General features: G+C 59.4%; 18 protein-coding genes. 9 read left to right on the forward strand and 9 right to left on the reverse strand.

Annotated elements, in window-relative coordinates:
* Positions 1-14: 14 nt before the first annotated feature.
* From coaE to AB5Y85_RS16045, 7 genes are all read right to left on the reverse strand, one after another.
* Positions 15-629 carry a dephospho-CoA kinase gene (coaE, locus tag AB5Y85_RS16015; protein ID WP_368221768.1) on the reverse strand — a complete coding sequence of 205 codons (615 nt, stop codon included), beginning with the start codon at positions 627-629 and terminating at the stop codon, positions 15-17.
* 13 nt (positions 630-642) lie between these two features.
* On the reverse strand, positions 643-1,515 hold the full coding sequence (locus tag AB5Y85_RS16020) for an A24 family peptidase (protein WP_368221770.1): 873 nt from the start codon (positions 1,513-1,515) through the stop codon (positions 643-645).
* 61 nt (positions 1,516-1,576) lie between these two features.
* On the reverse strand, positions 1,577-2,818 hold the full coding sequence (locus AB5Y85_RS16025; protein ID WP_368221773.1) for a type II secretion system F family protein: 1,242 nt from the start codon (positions 2,816-2,818) through the stop codon (positions 1,577-1,579).
* Between the two features lie 240 nt (positions 2,819-3,058).
* Complete coding sequence (tapB, locus tag AB5Y85_RS16030) at positions 3,059-4,765, reverse strand: PilB family type IVa pilus assembly ATPase TapB (RefSeq protein WP_368221776.1); 1,707 nt, start codon at positions 4,763-4,765, stop codon at positions 3,059-3,061.
* Positions 4,765-5,232 (reverse strand): prepilin-type N-terminal cleavage/methylation domain-containing protein, encoded by a 468-nt coding sequence (locus AB5Y85_RS16035; RefSeq protein ID WP_368221778.1) that lies wholly within the window; start codon positions 5,230-5,232, stop codon positions 4,765-4,767. Before AB5Y85_RS16035 ends, tapB begins: the two co-directional genes overlap by 1 nt.
* Before the next feature lie 315 nt (positions 5,233-5,547).
* Entirely contained in the window at positions 5,548-6,423 is an 876-nt protein-coding gene (gene nadC / locus AB5Y85_RS16040) for a carboxylating nicotinate-nucleotide diphosphorylase (RefSeq protein WP_368221780.1), read from the reverse strand.
* A 3-nt stretch (positions 6,424-6,426) separates the two neighbouring features.
* A complete protein-coding gene (locus AB5Y85_RS16045) occupies positions 6,427-6,897 on the reverse strand; it encodes a TIGR02281 family clan AA aspartic protease (RefSeq protein ID WP_005336129.1) in 471 nt (156 codons plus the stop codon).
* Between the two features lie 130 nt (positions 6,898-7,027).
* Here AB5Y85_RS16045 and ampD point away from each other — a divergent pair, with 130 nt between their 5' ends.
* The 6 genes from ampD (at position 7,028) to AB5Y85_RS16075 (ending at position 16,051) form a co-directional block, all read left to right on the forward strand.
* Positions 7,028-7,603: a 1,6-anhydro-N-acetylmuramyl-L-alanine amidase AmpD gene (ampD, locus tag AB5Y85_RS16050; RefSeq protein WP_368221782.1), complete on the forward strand. Its 576-nt coding sequence runs from the start codon at positions 7,028-7,030 to the stop codon at positions 7,601-7,603.
* 278 nt (positions 7,604-7,881) lie between these two features.
* A complete protein-coding gene (pdhR, locus tag AB5Y85_RS16055; RefSeq protein WP_257700219.1) occupies positions 7,882-8,646 on the forward strand; it encodes a pyruvate dehydrogenase complex transcriptional repressor PdhR in 765 nt (254 codons plus the stop codon).
* A 79-nt stretch (positions 8,647-8,725) separates the two neighbouring features.
* Positions 8,726-11,386: a pyruvate dehydrogenase (acetyl-transferring), homodimeric type gene (gene aceE / locus AB5Y85_RS16060; RefSeq protein ID WP_368221784.1), complete on the forward strand. Its 2,661-nt coding sequence runs from the start codon at positions 8,726-8,728 to the stop codon at positions 11,384-11,386.
* Positions 11,387-11,499: 113 nt separating this feature from the next.
* Positions 11,500-13,395, forward strand: a complete 1,896-nt coding sequence (gene aceF / locus AB5Y85_RS16065; protein WP_257686554.1) for a pyruvate dehydrogenase complex dihydrolipoyllysine-residue acetyltransferase — start codon at positions 11,500-11,502, stop codon at positions 13,393-13,395.
* Between the two features lie 149 nt (positions 13,396-13,544).
* Positions 13,545-14,972, forward strand: a complete 1,428-nt coding sequence (lpdA, locus tag AB5Y85_RS16070; protein ID WP_017409445.1) for a dihydrolipoyl dehydrogenase — start codon at positions 13,545-13,547, stop codon at positions 14,970-14,972.
* Between the two features lie 122 nt (positions 14,973-15,094).
* Complete coding sequence (locus tag AB5Y85_RS16075; RefSeq protein ID WP_045525666.1) at positions 15,095-16,051, forward strand: diguanylate cyclase; 957 nt, start codon at positions 15,095-15,097, stop codon at positions 16,049-16,051.
* On the opposite strand, the gene AB5Y85_RS16080 is transcribed toward AB5Y85_RS16075, so the two are convergent.
* Together AB5Y85_RS16080 and AB5Y85_RS16085 are read right to left on the reverse strand one after the other, a co-directional pair.
* On the reverse strand, positions 16,048-16,230 hold the full coding sequence (locus tag AB5Y85_RS16080) for a hypothetical protein (protein WP_011707560.1): 183 nt from the start codon (positions 16,228-16,230) through the stop codon (positions 16,048-16,050). The two genes, AB5Y85_RS16075 and AB5Y85_RS16080, sit on opposite strands and share 4 nt — an antisense overlap.
* Positions 16,231-16,373: 143 nt before the next feature.
* On the reverse strand, positions 16,374-18,284 hold the full coding sequence (locus tag AB5Y85_RS16085; RefSeq protein ID WP_257686555.1) for a methyl-accepting chemotaxis protein: 1,911 nt from the start codon (positions 18,282-18,284) through the stop codon (positions 16,374-16,376).
* 234 nt (positions 18,285-18,518) lie between these two features.
* Between AB5Y85_RS16085 and AB5Y85_RS16090 the strand changes: the two genes are divergently transcribed.
* The 3 genes from AB5Y85_RS16090 (at position 18,519) to AB5Y85_RS16100 (ending at position 25,474) form a co-directional block, all read left to right on the forward strand.
* Positions 18,519-20,780 carry a patatin-like phospholipase family protein gene (locus AB5Y85_RS16090; protein WP_159159188.1) on the forward strand — a complete coding sequence of 754 codons (2,262 nt, stop codon included), beginning with the start codon at positions 18,519-18,521 and terminating at the stop codon, positions 20,778-20,780.
* A gap of 229 nt (positions 20,781-21,009) precedes the next feature.
* Complete coding sequence (gene acnB, locus AB5Y85_RS16095; protein WP_139494784.1) at positions 21,010-23,607, forward strand: bifunctional aconitate hydratase 2/2-methylisocitrate dehydratase; 2,598 nt, start codon at positions 21,010-21,012, stop codon at positions 23,605-23,607.
* A 280-nt stretch (positions 23,608-23,887) separates the two neighbouring features.
* A complete protein-coding gene (locus AB5Y85_RS16100; protein ID WP_257686556.1) occupies positions 23,888-25,474 on the forward strand; it encodes an EAL domain-containing protein in 1,587 nt (528 codons plus the stop codon).
* The last annotated feature ends 76 nt before the right edge of the window (positions 25,475-25,550 follow it).

The raw sequence follows: 25,550 nt of genomic DNA on the forward strand, positions 1-25,550 counted from the left end.
CCGGCCTAGTGTACTCACACTTGGCGGGCTTGTTGAGAGGCAATTGCCAGATATGTCTCGTGCAGCGCCAAAATCCGCGTTTTAATCGCCATTTCGCTACCATTGTGGTTTTCGATGACATCATCCGCCGCGGCGAGGCGTTCCACCCGACTCGCTTGGGCCGCGATGATGGCACGGGCCTGCTCGGCCGATACCCCATCACGGCGGCAGGTGCGCTCAATCTGGGTGGCTTCATCCACATCGATCACCAGCACCCGGTTGGCGAGGCCAGTGAGTTTGTTCTCCACCAGCAGCGGCACCACCAGCAGGCAGTAAGGAGAACTGGCCGCGGCACACTGGCGCAGCATTTCGCTGCGAATGAGCGGATGGAGCAGGGCATTGAGCCACCCCTTGGCCTGCGGGTCGCTGAAGACCCGCTCGCGCAGGGCACGACGGTCGAGTTGACCGCTAGGTTCAATCACATCAGGGCCAAAATGGTCGGCGATGGCGGCAAGGGCCGGGGTGCCCGGCTCGACCACTTCGCGGGCGATCACATCGGCATCCACCACCTCGATACCCAGCGCGGCAAACTGATTGGCGATAGTGGTCTTGCCGCTGCCGATACCACCTGTGATAGCAACTACATACATGGGGGCCTCTTGCTCAAATCAGGGTAGAGAGATACCAGCGGGTGATGGTATCGCCCCATAGCAGCGCAATCCAGCCGGCGATGGCGAGGTAGGGGCCGAAGGGGATGGGCTTGCCCTGATGATGTTTTTGCAAGGCGATCAGGCTGATGCCGATCACGGCGCCGACCAGGGATGAGAGTAGCAAAATAATGGGCAGCGCCTGCCAGCCGAGCCAGGCGCCCAGCGCCGCCAGCAGCTTGAAGTCGCCATAGCCCATCCCCTCCTTGCCAGTGAGCAGTTTGAAAGCCCAGTAGAGGCTCCAGAGCACCAGATAGCCCGCCATGGCGCCGATCACGGCATCCGCCAGCGGCACGAAGCCGCCTGCCAGGTTGAACAGCAGCCCACCCCACAGCAGTGGCAGGGTGAGCTGGTCGGGCAGTAACATCTTGTCGAGATCGATAAAAGTGAGGGCGACCAGCACCCAGGTCAGCAACAGGGCGGCCAGCGTCCCCCAGCCCGGTGTTATGACCATGGCAACGGCCACCGAGAGCAGGGCTGTCAGCAGCTCTACCAGCGGATAGCGGGCCGAGATGGGGGCCTGACAGTCGTGGCAACGCCCTTTGAGCCAGATCCAGCTCAACAGCGGGATGTTCTCCAGCGCAGTGATGGCGTGGCCACAGTGAGGGCATGCGGAGCGCGGAACCATCAGGTTGTAGCGCTCTGGCGCAGCGGCCTCCTCATCGGGGGCAAAGTAGCCGTGATACTCGGCCTGCCACTCTCGCTCCAGCATGATGGGCAAGCGGTGGATAACCACATTGAGGAAACTGCCGATCATCAGGGAGAAGAGAAAAACCAGCGAGAAGTAGAGCCAGGGCAAGCTGTGAGCCAGCTCGAGAAGAAGTGTCATAACCAACCGTCAGTTATTGAATTGGGGGGAGGGCATGGTTGTGGTGCCACGCCCTGATAAATCAGCCTACCACGTCGCCCAGCTTGAAGATGGGCAGGTACATGGCGATAACCATGCCGCCGACCAGCACCCCGAGCACCACCATGATGAGGGGTTCCAGCAGGCTGGTGAGGCCATCGACCAGATCATCCACCTCCTGTTCGAAGATGGTGGCGACCTTGGAGAGCATATCATCGATGGCGCCGGACTCCTCACCGATCATCACCATCTGGATCACCATGTCGGGGAAGAGATCGACGGTGCGCATCGCCACGTTGATCTGCATACCGGCCACTACCTCGTTGCGGATCGCCATGACCGCGGTGCGATAGACATAGTTGCCCGAGGCGCCAGCCGCCGAAATCAGCGCATCCACCAGCGGAATACCGGCGGAGAAGGTGGTTGACAGAGTACGGGCAAAGCGAGCCATCGCCGCCTTGTGCAGGATCATCCCGACCACCGGAATGGTGAGGACGAACTTGTCGGTATTGTCTTTCACCTTCTGGGAGGCCCGCCAGGCCCGCACGTAAAGGAAGATGCCAAGGGCTGTGCCACCAAAGAAGACATACCACCAGTTCTGCATAAAGCGGGAGATGCCGATAACAAACTGGGTGAACACCGGCAGCTCGGCACCAAAGCTCTTGAAGATATCCTCGAACTGCGGAATGACGAACAGCAGCAGGATGGAGGTGACCACGATGGCGACCAGAATGACCATGGTGGGGTAGAACATCGCCTTCTTGATCTTCGACTTGAGCGCTTCCGACTTTTCCCGATAGGTGGCGATACGGTCGTAGATGGTCTCCAGCGCACCGGATTGCTCAGCGGCTTCCACCAGATCGCAGTAGAGATCATCGAAATAGAGAGGATGGCGACGCAGCGCCTCCGACATGGGGGTGCCGGTCTCCACATCGGCGGCAATTTGCCCCATCAGCTCGCGCATCGAGGCTTTCTCGTGACTGCGGGCGATGATCTGCAGGCTCTGTACCAGCGGTACACCGGCGGAGAGCATGGTAGTTATTTGGCGTGAGACGATGGCGATATCCATCGGCTTGATCTTGGCGCCACCCTTGGAGAAGAGCCCCTGGGATTTCTTGGCCACCTTGGTGACGTTGACCCCCTGCTTGCGCAGTTCGGTCTTGACGGTGTTGATGCTGTCGGCCTGCAGCTCGCCGGAGACCTTCTGCCCCTTGCGATTAACCCCGTGCCAGCGGAAGGCGAAGACTTTCTTGGGGGCATTGTTCTTTTTCGTTAGGGTTGCCATCTTTGCATCCTGCAATGGGGTTGGTTGTCAGAGCCTGGCTCTGCACGTCACCAACCTGGTCAAGGTGCCCGACTGGCTTGATGCCTGCGGGGTACTGATAGGGTGGGTGGTACCTTCTTGGCGCCAGCCCGGTCACTTTAATACCTGATTATTCTGTCGCTCGGGTTACCATCCATACCGAGTTTGTGGGCGAATGATGCGTTCTGCCAACCAAACCGGCGGGTCGTTCCGCTACGCGGCTCAGTTGGTGGTGACCCGGTTGACCTCGGCCAGACTGGTGACCCCGAGCCGGGCTTTCTCCAGTCCCGAGGTACGCAGGGTTCGCATCCCCTCTTTCTGCGCGATAGCGGCGATTTGCAGGGAGTTTGCCCCTTGCATGATCAATTTGGCGATGTTCTCCGACATCAGCATGATTTCGTAGATGCCGACCCGTCCCTTGTAGCCGCCGGAACACTCCTTGCAACCGACCGGTTTGAACAGTCGCAGTCCGGCTGCCAATTGCTGCGGCGTAAAGCCCAGCTCCAGCAGTTCGGCTTCCGGCACCACTTCCGGCGCTTTGCAGTGGTCGCACAGTTTACGGGCCAGCCGCTGGGCCATGATCAGGGTCACCGAGGAGGCGATGTTGAAGGCCGGAACCCCCATGTTCATCATCCGGGTCAGGGTCTCGGCGGCGGAGTTGGTGTGCAGGGTGGAGAGCACCAGATGGCCGGTCTGCGCCGCCTTGATGGCGATCTCGGCGGTTTCTAGATCCCGTATTTCACCCACCATCACCACATCCGGGTCTTGCCGCAAGAAGGAGCGCAGGGCGCTGGCGAAGGTGAGCCCCGCCTTGGGATTGACCTGCACCTGGTTGACGCCGGGCAGGTTGATCTCCACCGGATCTTCGGCAGTGGAGATATTTACCTCGGTGGTGTTGAGAATATTGAGGCCGGTATAGAGCGAGACCGTTTTGCCCGAGCCAGTGGGGCCGGTCACCAGAATCATCCCTTGTGGCTTGGAGAGGGCGCGCAGGTACTGTGCCTTCTGCCGGTCATCAAAGCCGAGTTGCTCGATATTGAGGCGTGCCGCCGAGGAGTCGAGCAGACGGATAACGATCTTCTCCCCCCACATGGTGGGCAGGGTGTTGACCCGCATATCCATCGACTTGTTGCGCGACAGCTTCAACTTGATGCGGCCATCCTGTGGCAGCCGCCGCTCGGCGATATCGAGCCGCGCCATCACCTTGAGGCGGGCGGAGAAGCGGTTGGAGAGGTTGACCGGCGGTGTGGCAATTTCATGCAGAATGCCGTCGATGCGAAAGCGCACCCGATACTTGAACTCATAGGGCTCGAAGTGCAGGTCGGAGGCGCCGCGCTTGATGGCGTCCATCAGGATCTTGTTGATGTACTTGACGATGGGAGCATCGTCATCGGCAGTATTGACGCTCTCGTCCAGCCGGCTGTTCTCGTCGGAGACCTCGAGATCCGAAATTTCGGATTCGTCGATATCCTCCATGCCGAGGGCGTCATTTTCGCTCTCCAGCAGTTTGCCGATGGCGGCGGTGAGCTTGTTCTCCTCCACCAGCAGCGCTTCGGTATGAAGACCGAAGCTGAAGCCAAAGTCCTCCAACGCCGAGACATTGGTCGGATCCGACATGGCGATATAGAGGGTGTGGCCCTGGGTGTAGATGGGCAGCACATGGTGTTTCTCAATCAGCTTCTGATTGAGGTACTTCTGCGGGATCTCGGCCAAATCGAAGGCAGCAAGATCCAGCAGAGGTACCCCATACTCCAGCTCGCAAAAATCCGCCAGCGCCTTGCTGTCGAGGATCTCGTTCTCTATCAGAAATGTGACAAAGGGTTTGCGCTGAGCCTTGGCCTGGCTCAGATAGCGCTGGGAGTCCTCTTCACTTATCAGAGAAGAGGCGGCCAGGCTTAACGCCAGGCCGCTATTGGGATTAGATGTCATTAATTGGGGCAGTATGCATCAATGTCTGCTTGCTCTTCAGAAGAGGTTCCTGGTACACAGGTGACTGCCCATTTGATAGGAGGTGCTTTTGCACCGGTACTGGTGAACTTAACTTGGACGCCATCAGTTATAGGGCTAAGGTTTTTTGCCTCTGCAGTTATGGTGTATTCACCAGTACCGCCATCTTTGTCTACAGCCAACGGTGTGTACGATGCTGCTGCACCAGATGCTGGTGCCGGGGTTGAGTCTGGAATACCGAATTCCCCTGGTGTACATGCGACTTCACCTTTGGTTTGGACACATACTTCAATTGCTGTTTTTGCTCCACCAGTAGCTGCAACCAACTCTGTCATCTTGGCTTTTTTGGTGTAGTTCTGATAAGCCGGCAGCGCTACCGCCGCCAAAATGGCCACGATCGCGACCACGATCATCAGTTCAATAAGGGTAAAACCCGATTGTTTCTTCATTTGAAATATCCTTTTATCCTTGGTTCCTGGGAAGTGTCGGTAGAAAATCGTCCGAACGTCAGTATCTTATCCGAGCTGTCAGGGGTGGCAACAGAGATTGCTGCCTTTGTTAACTACTTTCATGTCATTTACCAAAAACTTGATGCGAGTCATAAAATAAGTGGCTTCTTATGACTCTTTGTTACGGGTGAAAGCGGGTCCGTCATTACACTCCTTTGCTGAGGGATCCTGCATAAAGAAAAGGCGCCCATGGCGCCTTTTGCAAGTTGTTTATCCGCTTAGGTCGAGTATTTGCTCAGGCCTGCGGGGTGAATCTCACTGCTGGATAAAGCGCATGGAGAGATCGAGCGCCCGTACATGCTTGGTCAGCGCCCCGACCGAGATAAAATCGACACCGGTGGCGGCAAACTCGGCCAGGGTGTCCAGCGTCACATTGCCGGAGACTTCCAGCTTGGCGCGGCCCTGATTGATGGAGACCGCTTCCCGCATCATGGTCACGTCGAAGTTGTCCAGCATCACGATATCGGCGTGTGCCGCCAGCGCCTGTTCCAGCTCTGCCAGCGTTTCGACTTCTACCTCTACCGGTTTGCCCGGATTGAGATGACGAGCCTCGCTAATTGCCTCGGCAATGCCGCCACAGGCGAGTATATGGTTCTCCTTGATGAGGTAAGCGTCGTAGAGGCCGATGCGATGATTCTTGCCGCCGCCACAGGTGACCGCGTACTTCTGGGCGGTGCGCAGCCCCGGGATGGTCTTGCGGGTGTCGAGCAGACGGCAGTCAGTGCCCTCCAGCTCTGCCACATAGCGAGCGGTGAGGGTGGCGACGCCGGAAAGGGTCTGGACAAAGTTCAGGGCATTGCGCTCGCCAGTCAGCAGCAGGCGGGCGGGGCCATGGAGGCGGAACAGCTCCTGATTGGGGGAGAGCACTTCGCCATCCTGCACCTTCCACTCCACCTTCACTTCGCCACCGAGCTGGGCCTTCAGTTGCAGGAAGACTTCATCCACCCAAGGCTGGCCGCAGAATACGCCTGCTTCACGGGTGATCACCCGGGCGCTGGCCATCCGATCCGCCGGGATCAGCTGGGCGGTGATATCGGCGCTGGCGTCCGGTTGGTCCAGCGTGGTGAGGGCATCGCCCAGATCTTCGAGTAGTGCGGCGCGCACGGCGCGGCTGACATCCTGTTGAAACATGCCTTATTCCTGCAAGGGTCTGAGCAGCAGTTGCCGCTCCTTTTGAACCAGCTCCAGCCGACCGAGGGCGTTCATGCCAACCAGCACTTCGTCACCGTCTGCCGCCGGATTGATAAAGATGGCCAGATCGTACAAGGTCAATGGCCCCATCGCCAGCGTTTCGATGGTGCCGTTGCCAACCCGGATCTGCCCTGCGGCGGTATTGACCTGGCTGCTGCCATAAGCGGTCAGGCCGAGGCGCTCGGCAACCTGCTGCGGGATGGTGATGCGGGTGGCGCCGGTATCGAGCAGCAGTTGCACCGGCTGGCCGTTGATGGCACCCTCCAGACGATAGTGGCCGCTCTGGTCGGCCCGCAGCAACAGCTCGCCGCTGGCGGTGACGCTTGGTTGGTTGCGGGAGTGAAAATAGAGGGTCAGCAGGCCCATCAAAGAGAGCCAGGCCAGTAACCACATCCAGCGTGCCGTGTGCTGCATACCCCATCCATATCGAGCGGAAGATGACTCAGCCTAACATACCATTTCCCTTGGATTCAGTGAGTTGGTGCCGGATTGCCTATCAGGTATCTTCGTTTTCTCGCCATTTATCAGCCAACTCGAGTAGCCGATGACTCAACTCGCTTCGCAACCTTGTTTCTCTATCGATGCCGCAGGCTGGTGCCAGCAGGCGCGCCGGGTGCCTTCTCCCCATCACAACGAACGGGCAGCGCCGGATGATATCTCCCTGTTGGTGGTTCATGGCATCAGCTTGCCGCCTGGGGAGTTTGGCGGTCCCTTTATCGACGATCTCTTTATGGGACGACTCGACCCGGAGGCTCACCCCTATTTTGCCGGTATCCATCAGCTGCGGGTCTCGGCTCATTGCCTGATCCGCCGTGATGGCGAGCTGGTGCAGTATGTGCCGTTCGGCGAGCGTGCCTGGCATGCGGGAGTATCGAGCTGGCTGGGAAGGGAGGCATGCAATGACTTCTCCATTGGCATCGAGCTGGAAGGGACTGACGAAACCCCCTATACCGAGGCTCAATACCGGGCGCTGGCGGGGCTCACCCGAGCCATCTCGGAGCGCTATCCGGCCATCACCCACGAAAATATTGTCGGCCATTGCGATATCGCACCAGGGCGCAAGACGGATCCCGGAGCCAGTTTCCAGTGGGATTACTACCGTCAGTTACTAAACAGCTAAAGTAAATATTCAAATTTAGTTTGGATTTTAAAATCAATGGCTTGCCTATCTGGCAGGCCATTTTTGTCTCTGGTTGCGCAAATGTTATTTGTGAGCGAGGTCAAGAATATTGGTCAGACCATTTTCTATGAGCTAAATCATGTTTCCCCTGCTTTACCCCTTAAGTGGTGGGGGTGATTCTTGACTCAGATCATCTTTTGAGTGGACTTTTCAAAAGGCCTCTGCTAATTTTCGCCCCATCCATAAAATTGGTAATACCAATTTAACAAAGTAGCCTCATGCCCTATCGCAAGATTACGCAACCCAAGTTGGCCGACTCCATTGTCGCCGAGCTGGAACAGATGATTCTGGAAGGCAGCCTGCAGCCGGGGCAGAAATTGCCTCCCGAGCGGGAACTCGCCATCCAGTTTCAGGTATCGCGCCCCTCCCTGCGCGAAGCCATCCAGCGACTGGAAGCGCGCGGATTGCTTTATCGCCGTCAGGGCGGCGGCACTTATGTGCAGAATGCCCTGAGCAAGGGGATCGCCGATCCTCTGTTCGAACTGCTCAGTACCCACCCGGAAGCCCAGTATGACCTGCTGGAGTTTCGCCACGCGCTGGAAGGCATTTGTGCCTACTACGCGGCCTTGCGGGGAACCGGGTCTGATTTCGAGCGTATTCGTCAGGTGCAAACCACCATCGAAGAGGCGGGCCAGCTGGGCTCGCTGGTGGCCGAGTCGGCAGCCGTCACCCAGTTCTATCTGGCGGTGGCCGAGGCGTCCCACAACGTGGTGCTGCTGCACCTGCTACGGGCCATGAGCCCGATGCTCGAACAGAACATTCTGCAGAATAACGAGATTTTGAATCGCCGCCCGGGAGTGGTAGCCAAGATACGTCGCCATCGCGCGAATCTGATCGAGGCTATTCTTTCGGGGGCTCCGGAGCGGGCCAGAGCAGCTTGTCATGAGCATCTGGCCTTTATCGAGGACACCTTGTTGGATATGCAGAGGGAAGACAGCCGGATCCAGCGATCCATGCGTCGGATCCGTCAGCAGGAAAACTAATCCCACAAGGCTTTATTGTCGAATGCTTGCGCCCTTCGCCGTGCAATGCCGTGCAATCACAACAACATAGGAACCAGCCATGTCTGATATCCTGAAGAACGATGTGGACCCGATAGAAACGCTGGAGTGGCTTGCCTCTCTGGAATCCCTGCTGCGTGAAGAGGGTCCGCAACGCGCTCAGTTCATCCTTGAACAGTTGGCCGAGAAAGCCCGCGTAAGCGGTGTGGACGTGGCTGCCAAGGCAAACCGCGATTACATCAACACCATCCCGTCCAGCGAAGAGCCGGACTACCCGGGCGACCTGGAGATGGAGCGCCGCATTCGCGCCATCATCCGCTGGAATGCCATGATGATCGTGCTGCGCGCTTCCAAGAAAGACCTGGACCTGGGTGGTCACATGTCTTCCTTCGCTTCTTCCGCGACCATCTACGAAGTCTGCTACAACCACTTCTTCCGCGCTCGCAGCGAGAAGGACGGTGGCGACCTGGTCTACTTCCAGGGTCACATCTCCCCGGGCATCTATGCTCGTGCCTTCGCCGAAGGTCGTCTGACCGAAGAGCAGCTGGACAACTTCCGTCAGGAAGTGGATGGCAAGGGTATCCCTTCCTACCCGCACCCGAAACTGATGCCGGACTTCTGGCAGTTCCCGACCGTCTCCATGGGTCTGGGCCCCATCGCCGCCATCTATCAGGCTCGCTTCCTGAAGTACCTGACCGACCGTGGCATCAAGGATTGCTCCGAGCAGACCGTTTACGCCTTCCTGGGTGATGGCGAGATGGATGAGCCGGAAGCCAAGGGCGCGCTGACCGTTGCCGTGCGTGAAAAGCTCGACAACCTGGTGTTCGTGGTCAACTGCAACCTGCAGCGTCTGGATGGCCCGGTTGTCGGCAACGGCAAGGTCATCAACGAGCTGGAAGGCCTGTTCTCCGGCGCCGGCTGGGATGTCACCAAGGTGATCTGGGGTCGCAAGTGGGATGAGCTGCTGAAGAAAGACACTTCCGGCAAGCTGATCCAGCTGATGAACGAGACCGTGGACGGTGACTACCAGACCATGAAGTCCCGTGATGGCGGCTACGTGCGCGAGCACTTCTTCAACCGTTACCCGGAAACCGCCGCGCTGGTCAAAGACATGACCGACGAGGAGATCTTCGCCCTGAACCGCGGTGGTCACGATCCTCGCAAACTGTTCGCCGCCTTCTCCAAGGCTGCGGCGACCAAGGGCAAGCCGACCGTGATCCTGGCCAAGACCATCAAGGGTTACGGCATGGGTGAAGCGGCCGAAGGCAAGAACATCGCGCACCAGGTCAAGAAGATGGATCTGGGCTCAGTGCGTCACCTGCGCGATCGTTTCAACCTGCCGGTCACCGACGAGCAGCTGGAAACCCTGCCGTACCTGAAGATCGAAGAGGGTACCGAAGAGCACAAATACCTGCACGCCCGTCGTGCGGCGCTGAAGGGCTATGTACCGACCCGTCTGCGCGAGAGCACCACCAAGCTGGAAATCCCGGCGCTGGATGCTTTCGGTCCGCTGCTGGGTGAACAGGCGCGCGAAATCTCCACCACCATGGCGTTCGTGCGTTCCCTGAACGTGATGCTGAAAGACAAGTCCATCGGCAAGCGCATCGTCCCGATCCTGGCTGACGAAGCCCGTACCTTCGGTATGGAAGGTCTGTTCCGCCAGATCGGTATCTACAGCCCGCACGGTCAGCAGTACACCCCGCAAGACCGCGACATCGTCTCCTACTACAAGGAAGACAAGCAGGGTCAGGTTCTGCAAGACGGTATCAACGAGCTGGGCGCCATGTCCTCCTGGCTGGCTGCTGCGACCTCTTACAGCACCAACGATTGCCCGATGATCCCGTTCTACATCTACTACTCCATGTTCGGCTTCCAGCGGATCGGCGACATGGCGTGGGCAGCCGGTGACCAGCAAGCCCGTGGCTTCCTGCTGGGTGCGACCTCCGGTCGTACTACCCTGAACGGCGAAGGTCTGCAGCACGAAGATGGTCACAGCCACATCCTGGCCAACACCATCCCGAACTGCGTCTCCTACGACCCGTCCTACGCCTATGAAGTAGCGGTGATCGTACAGGATGGTCTGCGTCGCATGTACGGTGAGAAGCCGGAGAACGTCTTCTACTACATCACCACCCTGAACGAGAACTACGCCATGCCGGCCATGCCGGAAGGCGCCGAGGAAGGCATCCGCAAGGGTATCTACAAGCTGGAAACCGTGGCCGGCACCAAGGCAAAGGTACAGCTGCTGGGTTGTGGCTCCATCCTGGGTCACGTGCGCACCGCCGCCCAGATCCTGGCCAGCGAGTACGGCATCGGCTCCGATGTGTTCAGCGTCACCTCCTTCAACGAGCTGGCTCGTGACGGTCAGGACGCGGATCGCTGGAACATGCTGCACCCGACTGCCGAAGCTCGCGTACCGTACATCGCTCAGGTACTGGGTTCCGAAGCCACCATCGCTGCGACCGACTACATGAAGTCCTTCGCCGATCAGGTGCGTGCTTTCGTACCGACCGAGAACTACCGCGTGCTGGGTACCGACGGTTACGGCCGTTCCGACAGCCGTGCCAACCTGCGTCGTCACTTCGAAGTGAACGAATTCTACGTGGTGGTTGCTGCCCTGACCGAACTGGCCAAGCGCGGCGAGGTAGACAAGCAGGTTGTGGCTGACGCCATCGCCAAGTACGGCATCGATGCCGACAAGGTCAACCCGCTGTACGCGTAAGAGGATCAAGTGTCGTGCCGGGACTCGCTGCCCGGCACGACCTTGCAAAGGTTAACGCGAGAGACGCGTGACAGCAGTCGGTCACGCGGATGCACGCAAGAGGATAAAGCACAATGTCCAAACAGATTATGGTGCCGGATATCGGCGCCGATGAAGTTGAAGTCACCGAGATCATGGTGGCCGTGGGTGACAAGGTCGAACTCGATCAGTCCATCATCGCGGTAGAAGGCGACAAGGCCTCCATGGAAGTACCGGCCCCGTCCGCCGGTATCGTCAAAGAGATCCTGATCAAGGTGGGCGACAAGGTTGCCACCGGTTCCCAGATCATGATCTTCGAAGCCGAAGGCGCTGCCGCCCCTGCTGAAGTGGCTGCACCGGTTGCTGCTGCTCCGGCCGCCGCACCTGCCGCTGCCGTGCGCAAAGATGTGCACGTACCGGACATCGGTGACGACGAAGTGGACGTGACTGAAATCATGGTTGCCGTGGGCGACATGGTAGAAGCTGACCAGTCCATCATTGCCGTGGAAGGTGACAAGGCCTCCATGGAAGTACCGGCACCGTTCGCAGGCCGCGTAGTCGAGATCAAGGTTGCCGCTGGCGCCAAGGTCTCTACCGGTTCTCTGGTGATGGTATTTGAAGTGGCTGGCGCTGCGCCTGCTGCCGTTGCTGCTCCGGCCCAAGCTGCCGCGCCGGTGGCTGCTGCCCCGGTTGCCGCTGCGGCCAAAGATGTCAACGTACCGGATATCGGTGGCGACGAAGTCGAAGTCACCGAGATCATGGTCGCCGTGGGTGACAAGGTTGAAGCCGACCAGTCCCTGATCGCCGTGGAAGGTGACAAGGCCTCCATGGAAGTGCCTGCGCCGTTCGCCGGTGTGGTCAAAGAGATCAAGGTGAAGGCGGGTGACAAGGTCTCCACCGGTTCCCTGATCATGGTATTCGAAGTGGCTGGTGCTGCTCCGGCCGCCGCCGCTGCCCCGGTTGCTCAGGCTGCCGCCCCGGTCGCTGCTGCCCCTGTTGCCGCAGCTCCGGCTCCGGTTGCCCAGGCTGCTGCCGCCTCCGACTTCGTTGCCAACGATGCCTACGTACACGCCTCTCCGGCCGTGCGCCGTCTGGCGCGCGAGTTCGGCGTCAACCTGGCCAAGGTGAAAGCCTCCGGTCGCAAGGGCCGCATCGTCAAAGAAGACGTGCAGGCCTACGTGAAGGATGCGGTCAAGCGCGCCGAGTCCGCTCCGGCTGCAGGTCAAGGCACTGGCAATGGCAACGGCATGAGTGTGCTGGCATGGCCGAAGGTCGATTTCAGCAAGTTCGGTGATGTGGAAGAGGTCGATCTGACCCGGATCCAGAAGATCTCCGGTCCGAACCTGCACCGCAACTGGGTCATGATCCCCCATGTCACCCAGTTCGACGAAGCCGATACCACCGAGCTGGAAGCGTTCCGCAAAGAGCAGAACGCGATGCTCGAGAAGCAGAAGGCGGACGTGAAGATCACCCCGCTGGTGTTCATCCTGAAAGCCGCCGCCAAGGCGCTGGAAGCCCATCCGCGCTTCTGCAGCTCCCTGTCCGAAGATGGCAGCAAGCTGATCATGAAGAAGTACATCCATATCGGTGTGGCGGTGGATACCCCCAACGGTCTGGTTGTGCCCGTGGTGCGTGACGTCAACAAGAAGGGCATCATGGAGCTGTCTCGCGATCTGGCCGAGATCTCCAAGAAGGCCCGTGCCGGCAAGCTGACCGCTGCCGACATGCAGGGCGGTTGCTTCACCATCTCCAGCCTGGGTGGCATCGGCGGTACCAGCTTTACCCCGATCGTCAACGCGCCGGAAGTGGCCATCCTGGGCGTCTCCAAGTCCGAGATGAAGCCGAAGTGGAACGGCAAAGAGTTTGCGCCGCGCCTGATGCTGCCGCTGGCCCTGAGCTACGACCACCGCGTCATCGATGGTGCCGATGGAGCCCGCTTCATCACCACCATGAACGGCGTGCTGTCCGACATTCGTCGACTGGTCCTGTAAGTGAGAGGGCGGGCCCAGAGCCTGCCCTTTTTACTTCTCATTTCGTTAACAGGATTGTAAACTTGCCCCGTTTTTTTCACGGCTGCAGCCGCCTCGTTCTGGTTTAAGACTGCGCTGTCCGGGGATATAAGAACGACAAAGAGGTCATGATGAGTAAAGAAATCAAAACCCAGGTCGTAGTACTGGGTGCTGGCCCTGCCGGTTATTCCGCTGCCTTCCGTGCGGCTGACTTGGGTCTGGATACCATTATCGTCGAGCGTTACTCCACCCTGGGGGGCGTCTGCCTGAACGTGGGTTGCATCCCGTCCAAGGCGCTGCTGCACGTCGCCAAAGTCATTGAAGAAGCCAAGGCGCTGGCCGAGCACGGCATCGTCTTCGGTGCCCCGCAGACCGACATCGACAAGATCCGTCTGTGGAAAGAGAAAGTCATCAACCAGCTGACCGGCGGTCTGGCTGGCATGGCCAAGATGCGTAAAGTACAGGTTGTTAACGGCTTCGGTAAATTTACCGGCCCGAACACCTTGGAAGTGGAAGGTGCCGACGGCAAAACCACCGTGACCTTCGACAACGCCATCATCGCTGCCGGTTCCCGTCCGGTGAAGCTGCCGTTCATCCCGCACGATGATCCGCGCGTATGGGATTCTACCGATGCGCTGGAGCTGACAACCGTTCCTGGCAAACTGCTGGTTATCGGTGGCGGCATCATCGGCCTGGAGATGGGTACCGTGTACTCCTCCCTGGGTTCCGAGATCGACGTGGTGGAATTTGCCGACCAGCTGGTACCGGCTGCCGATAAAGACATCGTCAAGATCTACACCAAGCGCGTGGCCAAGAAGTTCAACATCATGCTGGAGACCAAGGTCACCGCAGTTGAAGCCCGTGAAGACGGCTTGTACGTCTCCTACGAAGGCAAGCACGCCCCGGCCGAGCCGGTACGTTACGACAACGTGCTGGTTGCCGTAGGTCGTGTGCCGAACGGCAAGATGCTGGATGCCGAGAAGGCCGGCGTTGCCGTGACCGAGCGCGGTTTCATCGAGGTGGACAAGCAGCTGCGTACCAACGTGGCGCACATCCACGCCATCGGTGACATCGTGGGCCAGCCGATGCTGGCTCACAAGGGTGTGCACGAAGGCCACGTGGCTGCCGAAGTCATCGCCGGCAAGAAGCACTACTTCGATCCGAAAGTGATCCCGTCCATCGCCTACACCGAGCCAGAGATGGCCTGGGTTGGTCTGACCGAGAAGGAAGCCAAGCAACAAGGGCTGAACTTCGAAGTGGCCACCTTCCCGTGGGCGGCTTCCGGTCGCGCCATCGCGTCCGACTGCTCCGACGGCATGACCAAGCTGATCTTCGACAAGGAGAGCGGCCGCGTCATCGGTGGTGCCATCGTGGGTACCAACGGTGGTGAACTGCTGGGTGAAATCGGTCTGGCCATCGAGATGGGGGCCGACGCCGAAGACATCGCGCTGACCATCCACGCTCACCCGACTCTGCACGAGTCCGTGGGCCTGGCCGCCGAAGTGTTCGAAGGCTCCATCACCGACCTGCCGAACGCCAAGGCCAAGAAGAAGAAGTAATTTGCTTCTGCCTGTAAAAAAGCCGCTCAATCGAGCGGCTTTTTTGTTTTTGTATATAGCTGAGATTTGTTCGGAGCTGGTTGCTATGCTAGTGACTTCCATGTCACTTGCTGGAGTCAACCATGCAAACACCGGCTATCCCTGACAATGAAAGATTGCGCCTCGACGCATTGCGCCGGATCTCCATTCTCGACAGCTCCGCCGAGGAGCGTTTCGATAGGATCACCAGGATGGCGCGCAGCATGTTTGATGTGCCCATCTCGTTGGTGTCGCTGGTGGATGAAAACCGACAGTGGTTCAAATCCTGTTGTGGTTTGCCGGTGCAGGAGACGCCGCGCGACGTCTCTTTCTGCGGGCATGCCATTCTCGGAGATGGGTTGTTCGTGGTGGAGGATACCAGGCAGGATCTGCGCTTTGCCGATAATCCGCTGGTATCCGGTGAACCCCATATCCGCTTCTATGCTGGCTGCCCGTTACAGATTGGCGAAGGCTACAAGCTGGGCACTCTGTGCATCATTGACCGCAAGCCGCGACTGCTAGATTCCCGCCAACAGGGCTTACTGACGGATCTGGCCGGGATGGTGGAACGTGAGCTGGCCGCCATCCAGCTGGCTACGCTTGATGACCTTACCGGTATCACCAATCGGCGCGGCTTCATGCTGCTGGCTCAAAAATGTCTGCAACTGGCTCACCGGCAGGAGCGGGAGGCTACCCTGCTGTTCATCGATCTCAACCGTTTCAAGGAGATCAACGACCAGCTTGGGCACGATGTGGGTGACGATGCCTTGCAACAGATGGCCGGTTTGATGTGCCGGGTTTTTCGGGAGGCGGATATTTTTGCCCGGCTGGGGGGCGATGAATTTGCGGTGCTGCTGCTGGGTTCAGGGCCTCTTGAGATAACAAGGGTATTGGCCCGTTTTGCCGAGGCTCTGGCTGTCTTCAATCAGGAGAGCGGCAAACCCTATCAGCTGGCCTGCTCGATCGGTGTGGGACACTATGACGGACGCTCGCCGCCTGCGCTGGAACAGCTGCTGCAGCAGGCGGACCAGAAGATGTATGACTGTAAAAAAGGGCGCTAGCAGCGCCCTTTCTTGGCTTGTCCCGGCGGACAGAAGGTACCGTAACCCCCCCGATCCCCATCGCTGACCCGGATCCGGGTATCGTCCACGCTCACGTCGGCGCCGTGCACCCGCACCGGCCCGCTGCTGCAGGCGCTGAGCAGACCGCTCAGCAAGATCATCACTACCAGCTTGCCCATAACTCCTCCTCTCATTTTCCTGATTATGGGGCATTTTCAGAGGCGGGTGGAGGCGGCACAAAGCCCCTGCGTCACGGCCTGCCGTGGTGGCGACAGAGGGCGCCGCAGCGCCCTCTGGCAAGTCGTGCCGAGGCAGCCAAAAGCTACAGGCGGAAGTGGCCGACCAGCTTGTCCAGCTCGCCGGAGAGCTGCTGCAGACCGCGACTGGCATCGGTCAGCTGGTGGGCAATGTCGGCGGTTTCCATGGTGAGCTGGTTGATGTCCTCCACGTTGCGGTTGAGTTCGCCGACCACGCTCGACTGCTCTTCGGTGGCGGTGGCGACCTGGATGTTCATGTCGTTTATCTGGGTGATGTGGGCGGTGATCTGGCCGAGCGCGCCGTTGGCCTCGTCAGCCTGGGTCACGACGGCCAGGCTCTGGCTGCGGCCCTGGGTCATGGCGCTGACGGCGCGGGCACTCTGCTCCTGCAGCCGGTTGATCATGCCCTGGATCTCGGCGGTGGAGGCGGCGGAGCGGTTGGCGAGGTTGCGCACCTCGTCGGCCACCACGGCGAAGCCGCGACCCTGCTCCCCGGCGCGGGCTGCCTCGATGGCGGCGTTGAGCGCCAGCAGGTTGGTCTGCTCCGAGATGCTGCGGATGGTTTCGAGGATGCTGCCGATGGAGTCGGTCTGGCTCGCCAGCGACTCGATAACCCCTGCCACCTGCTCAATCTCACCAGAGAGGTCGACGATGCCGTGGCGCGCCTGCGCCACCACTACTGCCCCTGCATCGGCCTGATCGTTGGCCTGTCTGGCTACTTCGGCTGCCAGCGAAGCGTTACCGGCGATCTCGCTCACCGTGGCCCCCATTTCGTGGATGGCGGTGGCCACCTGTACGGTGCGATCGCGCTGGGCAGTACAGTTATGCTGGGTCAGCTGTGCCTTGTTGGCCACCTCGTTGGCGGTGGCCGCGAGCTGGCGGGAGTTCTCTGCCACCTGCTCGATGGAGCCGTGGATCTTGGCGACGAAGTTGTTGAAACCGGTGGCGACCTGACTCAGTTCGTCACGTCCTTCCACTTTCAGTCGCTGGGTAAGATCCCCATCGCCGCTGCCCAGCTCCTTGAACAGGCGGGCCAACTCGTTAAGCGGGCGGCTGACCGAGCCTGCCAGCAGCATCCCCATCAGACCCATAGCCAGCGCAATCACCAGCGAGATCATCAGGATCTCGTTGCGGGTCTGATCCAGCTCGGCATAGATCTCGGCTTCTGGCACCTGGGCCACCAGATACCAGTCGAGCAGCGGGATATAGCTGCTGGCCAGTACCATGGGCTCACCATTTACCTCGGCGTTGATAACGGCAAAGGGGCGTTTGGCCAGCAGGCTGCCGGTATCTCCGCTGGCAATGTTGCCAAGCGTGTCACGCTCGATGCGGTTGGCCTCGGGGTGCAGTTTCACTTTGCCGCTGCCATCGACCATAAAGACGATGCCGCTCTCTTCCAGCCGGAAGTTGGAGACCATGGTCACCATGGTGTCGAGGGATTTGGCAAAGCCGGCCAGCCCGCGCCCGTTGAGCTGCTGGAAGTTGACGAACAGCTTCACCTCGCCGTTGCTCTCGCGGAAGATGCTGAGGGTCATCTCCTTCTGGCTCTTGGTGTAGTCATAGAACCAGGCATCTTGCGTGGGGGTCAGGTTGCGCAGAAAGCCATCTTGGTTGTAGTAGGCTGCGGTCTGGCGATCGGCGAAGGAGGCGGTCACCAGACCATACTGGTTGGCCACATCCTTGAGCTGGTTGATGAGGATTGGCTCCTGCTCTTTGGGCATGCCCCGATCCACCCAGTCGAGGATGAAGCGGTCGGTGGCCAGTTGGCGGGCGGCCTGGGCGATGCCGTGGAGATCCTGTTCAATCTCCTTGCTGATCCGCTGGGTCAGGTTGGGGAGCTCCTGCTCGAACATCCGGTTTTCGATCAGTTGCTGGGCCGAGCGTTGGCTGAAGTAGCCTACCAGCAGGCAGGAGACGACCACGGCCAGGGTGACCGTGGCCAGTATTTTCTGTTTAAGAGTGAGGGTTGCCAGCATAAAGGTACTCAAAAGGTTGAGATTGACGACGCTCATATTAGCGGCAGCGCGGCGCTACCCATGAGGCTTGCAGCCCTTTATTTGCGGATTACGTTTGCGCTCACAGGGGCGGCGGCGTGCCCCTTCGCCATGCAGCACAGGCGGGATGCGGATTGACGGTTGCGCTAACTGCCGGGCCCCTTATAGTAGAGGTCATCCTTGGTGACTGACCCTCTGAATAATATGGAAAATATGATGCGCAGCTTAGGTGCGGGATGGACCCGTCTGCTTTTGGTGATGCTGGCGGCCTGCCCGCTGCTGGCTGTGGCGGCACAGGGGGAGCGCCCGAAGATTGCGGTGGTGCTCAGTGGCGGCGGCGCCAAGGGATCGGCCCATATCGGCATCCTCAAGGTGCTGGAGCAGAAACGGATTCCGGTCGACATCATAGTCGGCACCAGCATGGGCTCTTATGTGGCGGGGATGTATGCCATGGGGCTCAGTGCCGAGGAGGTGGAGCGCACCACCTTGGCCATCGATTGGAACAAGGGGTATCAGGACAAGGTTGGCCGCGACGAGCTGTCGTTGCGTAAAAAGCAGCAGAACGAGCAGTATCAACTGCGCACCGACATAGGGGTGAATGGCGACACCACCCAGCTGCCGGACGGTTTCTTCCAGGGCCAATCCATGGCCAGCCTGCTGCGGGGGGCCACCTCCAACCTGCCGGTGCAGGAGAGCTTCGATGATCTCCCCATTCCCTACCGCGCCATGGCGACCGACATGGAGACGGTCACCCCCTTTGTGCTGGATCACGGCAGCCTGGCCAAGGCGATGCAGGCCTCCATGTCCATTCCCGGCGCCCTCAAGCCGGTGGAGTGGGAGGGGCACATCCTGGCGGACGGCGGCAGCGTCAACAACATGCCGGTAGATGTCGCCAAGGCGATGGGGGCCGACGTGGTGATCGCGGTGGATATCGGTGCCAAGCTGCGTACCCGGGAGTCCCTCAAGTCAGGGTTGGCGATGATTGACCAGCTCACCACCTACATGACCCAGGTGGGCACCGACAAGCAGAAGGCGCTGATGGGACCGAAGGATATTCTGATCGCCCCCGAGTTTGGCGATATGGGGATCGCCGACTTTGCCCGGATGCCGGAGGGGATCAAGATCGGTGAGACGGCGGCTGACAAGGTGTCGCTGCAACTCGATAAACTGTCGCTCACCAAGGCGCAGTACAACGCCTATCGCAACCAGAAGCTGAGCCGCCGTGCCGAGCGTAGCGGTCAGCCCGCCTACTTCATCGACAAGGTGGAGATCATCAACAAGTCGCGCCTCTCCGACGAGACGGTGCGCGCCATGCTGAAAGTGCGTCCGGACAAGGTACAGACCAACGAGAGTCTGGAAGCGGGCATTCGCCGCCTCTATGCCCTTGAGTCGTTCGATCGCATCACCTACGAGGTGGAGGAGCGTGATGGTGAGAACGTGCTGCTGGTGGATGCCAGCGAGAAGAACTGGGGGCCGGGCTACCTCAACTTCCAGTTCGGTTTCACCGATGACTTCGAGAACACCTCCAACTACAACGTCGGCATGTCCTATACCCTCACCAACGTCAATGAGTGGGGGGCGGAGTGGCTGACCGAGGCGTCGCTGGGCACGGCCAAACATATCAAGACCGACTTCTATACCCCGCTCGAACCCTCCCAGACCTTCTATGGTGAGGCGAGTCTGGCCTATGACCAGACCCTGCGCCGCCTGTTTTTCCCCAATCCGGATCCCGAGGCGGTTTCGATAAGCTATCTCGACTCCGAATACTCCTTCTTCAGCGGTGATCTGGCGGTGGGCTGGAACCGCCAGCCCTGGAGCCGGTTGTCGATGGGACTGGAGGGACAACTGGGCACGATTGATGTGAAGAACTTCAAGGGGCTGGAGATGGATGCCACGGCGTGGGGCCCCTATGTCCGCTTTGAACACGACAATCTGGATAGCCGCTATTTCCCCTATCAGGGGATGAAATGGGACATGAAACTGGGCCACTCCCACGTCAGTGTGGATGGACTCGAGTCAGCAGATGGTCGCAGTGAAGGCTGGAATTATCAGCTCTCGATGATCAAGCCCTGGTCATGGGACAGGCACAGCCTCAACCTGATCCTCGAAGGGGGTGGCTCGGGCAGTGAAGAGGTGGTGCCGCTGCATATTCAGGATCTGGGCGGGCTGTTCCGCCTCTCCGGTTTCCAGCGCTACCAGCTGAGCGGTCGCTACAGCTTGTTTGGTGGCCTGCGCTACATCTATCGGGTGGCGGACAACGACTTTGGTGCCCTCAAGATGCCGCTCTATCTGGGTGGATCTCTGGAGCAGGGCGGGGTCTGGAACAAGGGTGAGGATATCAGTCTGGAGAGCTCGTTTACCGCCGGGTCGGTTTATGTCGGGGTGGAGAGCTTCCTCGGCCCTGTGTTCCTCGGCTACGGCATGGCGGAGGGGGGCAATGACGTCTTCTATCTGCAATTGGGCAGTACGTTCGAATAATGCCGAAATGATGCCAATTTGTTAACTATGGTTGAGGGCGTTCAATTAATTTTCAAAAAACACCAGTCTGTTTAATTGGTTACGATTTTGTGGTGAATAAGTAAACAGGGTTTGGATTTTAATTAGTCGTTAAAACTTATATAGTGGGGAGCACCCTACGGGGTGTCCCGCAAGGACGATCGCCGCGAGCGTGGGCGAACCCCAAAAAAAGACCAAAGAGGAATTAGTCGTGCTTGAAACATACCGTAAACACGTCGCAGAACGTGCCGCCGAGGGCGTGGTTGCCAAACCTCTGGATGCAGAGCAGGTCGCCGCCCTGGTAACGCTTCTCAAGAACCCGCCCGCTGGCGAAGAAGACTTTCTGAAAGAGCTGTTGTCCTCCCGTATTCCCCCCGGTGTTGATGAAGCGGCCTATGTCAAAGCCGGTTTCCTCACCGCCGTCGCCAAGGGCGAAGCCCACTCTCCCATCCTGACTGCCGCCGAAGCCGTTGAGCTGCTGGGCACCATGCAGGGTGGTTACAACATTCAACCGCTGATCGACCTGCTGGATCACGCCACTCTGGCGCCGCTTGCCGCCAAGGGGCTCTCTCACACCCTGCTGATGTTCGACTCCTTCCATGACGTGGAAGAGAAGGCCAAGGCGGGCAATGTCCACGCCAAACAGGTGATGCAGTCCTGGGCTGATGCCGAGTGGTTCCTCTCCCGCCCGGAGCTGGCCGAGAAGATCACCGTCACCGTGTTCAAGGTGACTGGCGAAACCAACACCGACGACCTCTCGCCGGCACCGGACGCCTGGTCCCGCCCGGACATTCCGCTGCACGCGCTGGCGATGCTGAAAAACGCTCGTCCCGGCATTACCCCGGACAAGGATGGCGCCGTCGGCCCCATCAAGACCATCGATGCCCTGAAAGAGAAAGGCTTCCCGCTGGCCTATGTGGGTGACGTGGTCGGTACCGGCTCTTCCCGTAAATCCGCCACCAACTCGGTGCTCTGGTTTATGGGCGACGACATTCCGTTCGTGCCGAACAAGCGCGCTGGCGGTGTCTGTCTGGGTGGCAAGATTGCCCCGATCTTCTTCAACACCATGGAAGATGCCGGCGCTCTGCCTATCGAAGTGGACGTCTCCAAGCTGGAAATGGGCGATGTAATCGACATCTACCCCTATGCCGGCAAGATCTGCAAACACGGCACCGAACAGGTGCTGGCACAGTTTGAATTGAAAACCGATGTACTGATCGACGAAGTGCGCGCCGGTGGCCGTATCCCGCTGATCATCGGCCGCGGCCTGACCGACAAGGCCCGCGAAGCGCTGGGGCTGCCGTTCTCCACCGTATTCCGTCGCCCGCAGCCGGTGGCCGATACCGGTAAAGGCTTCACCCTGGCCCAGAAGATGGTGGGCAAGGCGTGCGGCGTGAAGGGCATTCGCCCCGGCACTTACTGCGAGCCCAAGATGACCACGGTCGGCTCCCAGGACACCACGGGCCCGATGACCCGCGACGAGCTGAAAGATCTGGCCTGTCTCGGCTTCTCCGCCGATCTGACCATGCAGTCCTTCTGCCACACTGCCGCCTATCCGAAGCCCATCGACGTACAGACCCACCACACCCTGCCGGACTTCATCATGAACCGCGGCGGTGTCTCTCTGCGTCCGGGTGACGGCGTCATCCACTCCTGGCTGAACCGCATGCTGCTGCCGGATACCGTGGGTACCGGTGGTGACTCTCACACCCGTTTCCCCATCGGTATCTCCTTCCCGGCGGGCTCCGGTCTGGTGGCTTTCGCTGCTGCTACCGGCGTGATGCCACTGGACATGCCGGAGTCCGTGCTGGTGCGCTTCAAGGGCGAGCTGCAACCGGGTATCACCCTGCGTGATCTGGTCCATGCCATCCCCTATGCCGCCATCCAGAAGGGGTTGCTGACCGTCGAGAAAGCGGGCAAGAAGAACATCTTCTCCGGCCGTATCCTCGAGATCGAAGGTCTGCCGACCCTGAAAGTGGAGCAGGCATTCGAGCTGGCGGACGCCAGCGCCGAGCGTTCCGCTGCCGGTTGCACTATCAAGCTGGATAAAGAGCCGATCATCGAGTATCTGAAGTCCAACATCGTGATGCTGAAATGGATGCTCTCCGAAGGCTACGGCGACGTACGCACCATCACCCGCCGTATCAAGGGGATGGAAGAGTGGCTGGCCAACCCGGTGCTGATGGAAGCGGACAAGGATGCCGAGTACGCCGAAATCATCGAGATCGATCTGGCCACCATCAAGGAGCCGATCCTCTGTGCGCCGAACGATCCGGACGATGCCCGTCTGCTGAGCGACGTGGCTGGTGACAAGATCGACGAGGTGTTCATCGGTTCCTGCATGACCAACATCGGTCACTTCCGTGCCGCCGGCAAACTGCTCGAGAAGTATCAGGGCGAGCTGCCGACCCGCATGTGGATCGCACCACCCACCAAGATGGACAAGGATCAGCTGACCGAAGAGGGCTACTACGGCATCTTTGGTCGCGTCGGTGCCCGCATCGAGATCCCGGGCTGCTCCCTGTGCATGGGCAACCAGGCGCGGGTAGCGGAAGGGGCCTCGGTGGTCTCCACTTCCACCCGTAACTTCCCGAACCGTCTGGGTAAAGGTGCCAACGTCTATCTGGCCTCTGCGGAGCTGGCAGCCGTTGCCGCCATCCTCGGCAAGATCCCGACCGTGGCAGAGTACCTGCAATACGCCAAGGCGCTCGATGCCACTGCGGCAGATACTTACCGCTACCTCAACTTCAACGAGATCGCCTCCTACACCAAGAAGGCCGATGCGGTGATCCTGCAGCAAGCCGTTTAACGGAGTTCTTGCGCGATTTTCGCGATAAGAAGCCAATAATGCCGCGTATTTACGCGGCATTATTTATTTGTGTGTTATTCACCGTCTTTTTTGAAGATTGTTTGCACGATCCTTGCTAGAGAGATCCAACCACCTGTTTGGTGGTTCGTTTTATAAACGCTTTGGGTTATGTTGTTCGGTTATGTGCGGTAATGATGAGGCATCGTTATCGAGGGAAAGTGGATATCTGTTCACTGGGTGCTTGCGTTGGCAGGCCTGACGAATTGCGGCGTGGTTCTTTATGTTTCTGTTCAGGATCGATCTCTCCCGAACCGGGTTACGCTTCGGCGGTGCCTTGCTGGTCTTTACCCTGCCGCTGCTGGTGGGAAGTTGGCTCATCCACAGCAATTATGTGCAGGAGCTGAAAGCGGAATCCAGCGCCTCGGCCCACAAGGCCAGAACCCTGATGGAGTCGATGCTGGATCATGCGGAGCAGGCCAATCGCTCCGTGCTGCCCTTGGTGAATGCTCCCTGTCGCGACAATCTGCTGGTGCTGCGCAAGAAGGTCGCCATCGAGCCTTTCCTGCGTTCGGTCAATCTGGTGCGAAACGGCATCATCAATTGCACCTCGCTGTTTGGTGAAGCCAATGATGCCGATGACGGTTCCATCTACACCGGCCGCAAGCTACTGCTGATGAGTGGCAACCGGGTGCGGCAAAATCACCCTCTGCTGGTAGTGCGCACCGAACAGGGCAAGGATGCCGCCTTGAGTGCCATCGACAGTACCCAGCTCAGCTTCATGCTCTCCATGAGCGGAAAATCCAGTGCGCTCTATCTGCAGGTGGGGCCTGCCTGGCTCAATGAGTCTGGCCGCTATCTGAGCGAGGCGCCCACCCTCCATCGCGGGATCAGCCAGGCCCTCACCTCGTCCCATTATCCTTTCACCATCCATGCCGGTTATGCCATGCCGGTCTACTGGAAGTCGCTGTGGGCCGCGCGGCACGTGGCGCTGTCGTGGCTGGCGGTTTCCTCGCTTTTGCTGGCCTGGTTGGTGTGGTGGGTGCTGGGGCGCCCCGGCTCGCCAACAGATGAATTGCGACGCGCCCTGCGGGCCAGGGAGTTTGTTCCCTATCTGCAGCCCCTGATTGCCAGCCACGACGGCAAGATGATGGGCGCCGAGGTGCTGATGCGCTGGGAGCATGTCAATGAAGGGGTGATCCGGCCCGATCTCTTTATCCCGCAAGCGGAGGAGTCGGGACTGATCGTCCCCATGACCACCCATATCATGAAGCAGGTGGCGACAAGGTTGAACCGCTCTCAGGAGCAGTTGCCCGATGGGTTTCATATCAGCTTCAACATCAGCGCCGCCCATTGTCACGATTTTGCCCTGCTGGCCGAGTGCCGCGCCTTTCTCGGCCACTTCCTCCCCGGCAAGGTGGTACTGGTGCTGGAGCTGACCGAGCGGGAGCTGCTGATGTCAGATCCCCAGACCCTCTCCCTGTTCCGCCAGCTGGACGAGATGGGGGTCAAACTCGCCATCGACGACTTTGGCACCGGCCACTCCAGCCTGGCTTACCTGCAGCAGTTTCATGTGAATTACCTCAAGATCGACAAATCCTTTATCGCCCGCATCGGTACCGAGTCGCTCTCGGAACATATCGTGGACAACGTGATCGATCTGGCGACCCGGCTCGGTCTGGCGCTGGTGGCGGAAGGGGTGGAGAGTGAGCGTCAGGCTGATTATCTCAGGGCCAAAGGGGTCGACTATCTGCAGGGGTATCTGTTTGCCCGCCCCATGCCGCTGCGCCAGTTCTGCGAGGAGCTGCTGCCGGAAGAGGCACAAACCCGCCAGCCAGATGGGGTGCGAGGCATCCCGAATGCGACCTGATCTATCGGTGACAGACGGGCGGACAAGTTCCCGTCTGGCAGGGTAGGGGAGTGATCTCTCCCTATCCCCCCTCGAC

This window comes from Aeromonas sp. R3-1 (genome assembly GCF_040908345.1).
In the GTDB taxonomy this organism is placed as follows: Bacteria; Pseudomonadota; Gammaproteobacteria; order Enterobacterales; family Aeromonadaceae; genus Aeromonas; species Aeromonas veronii.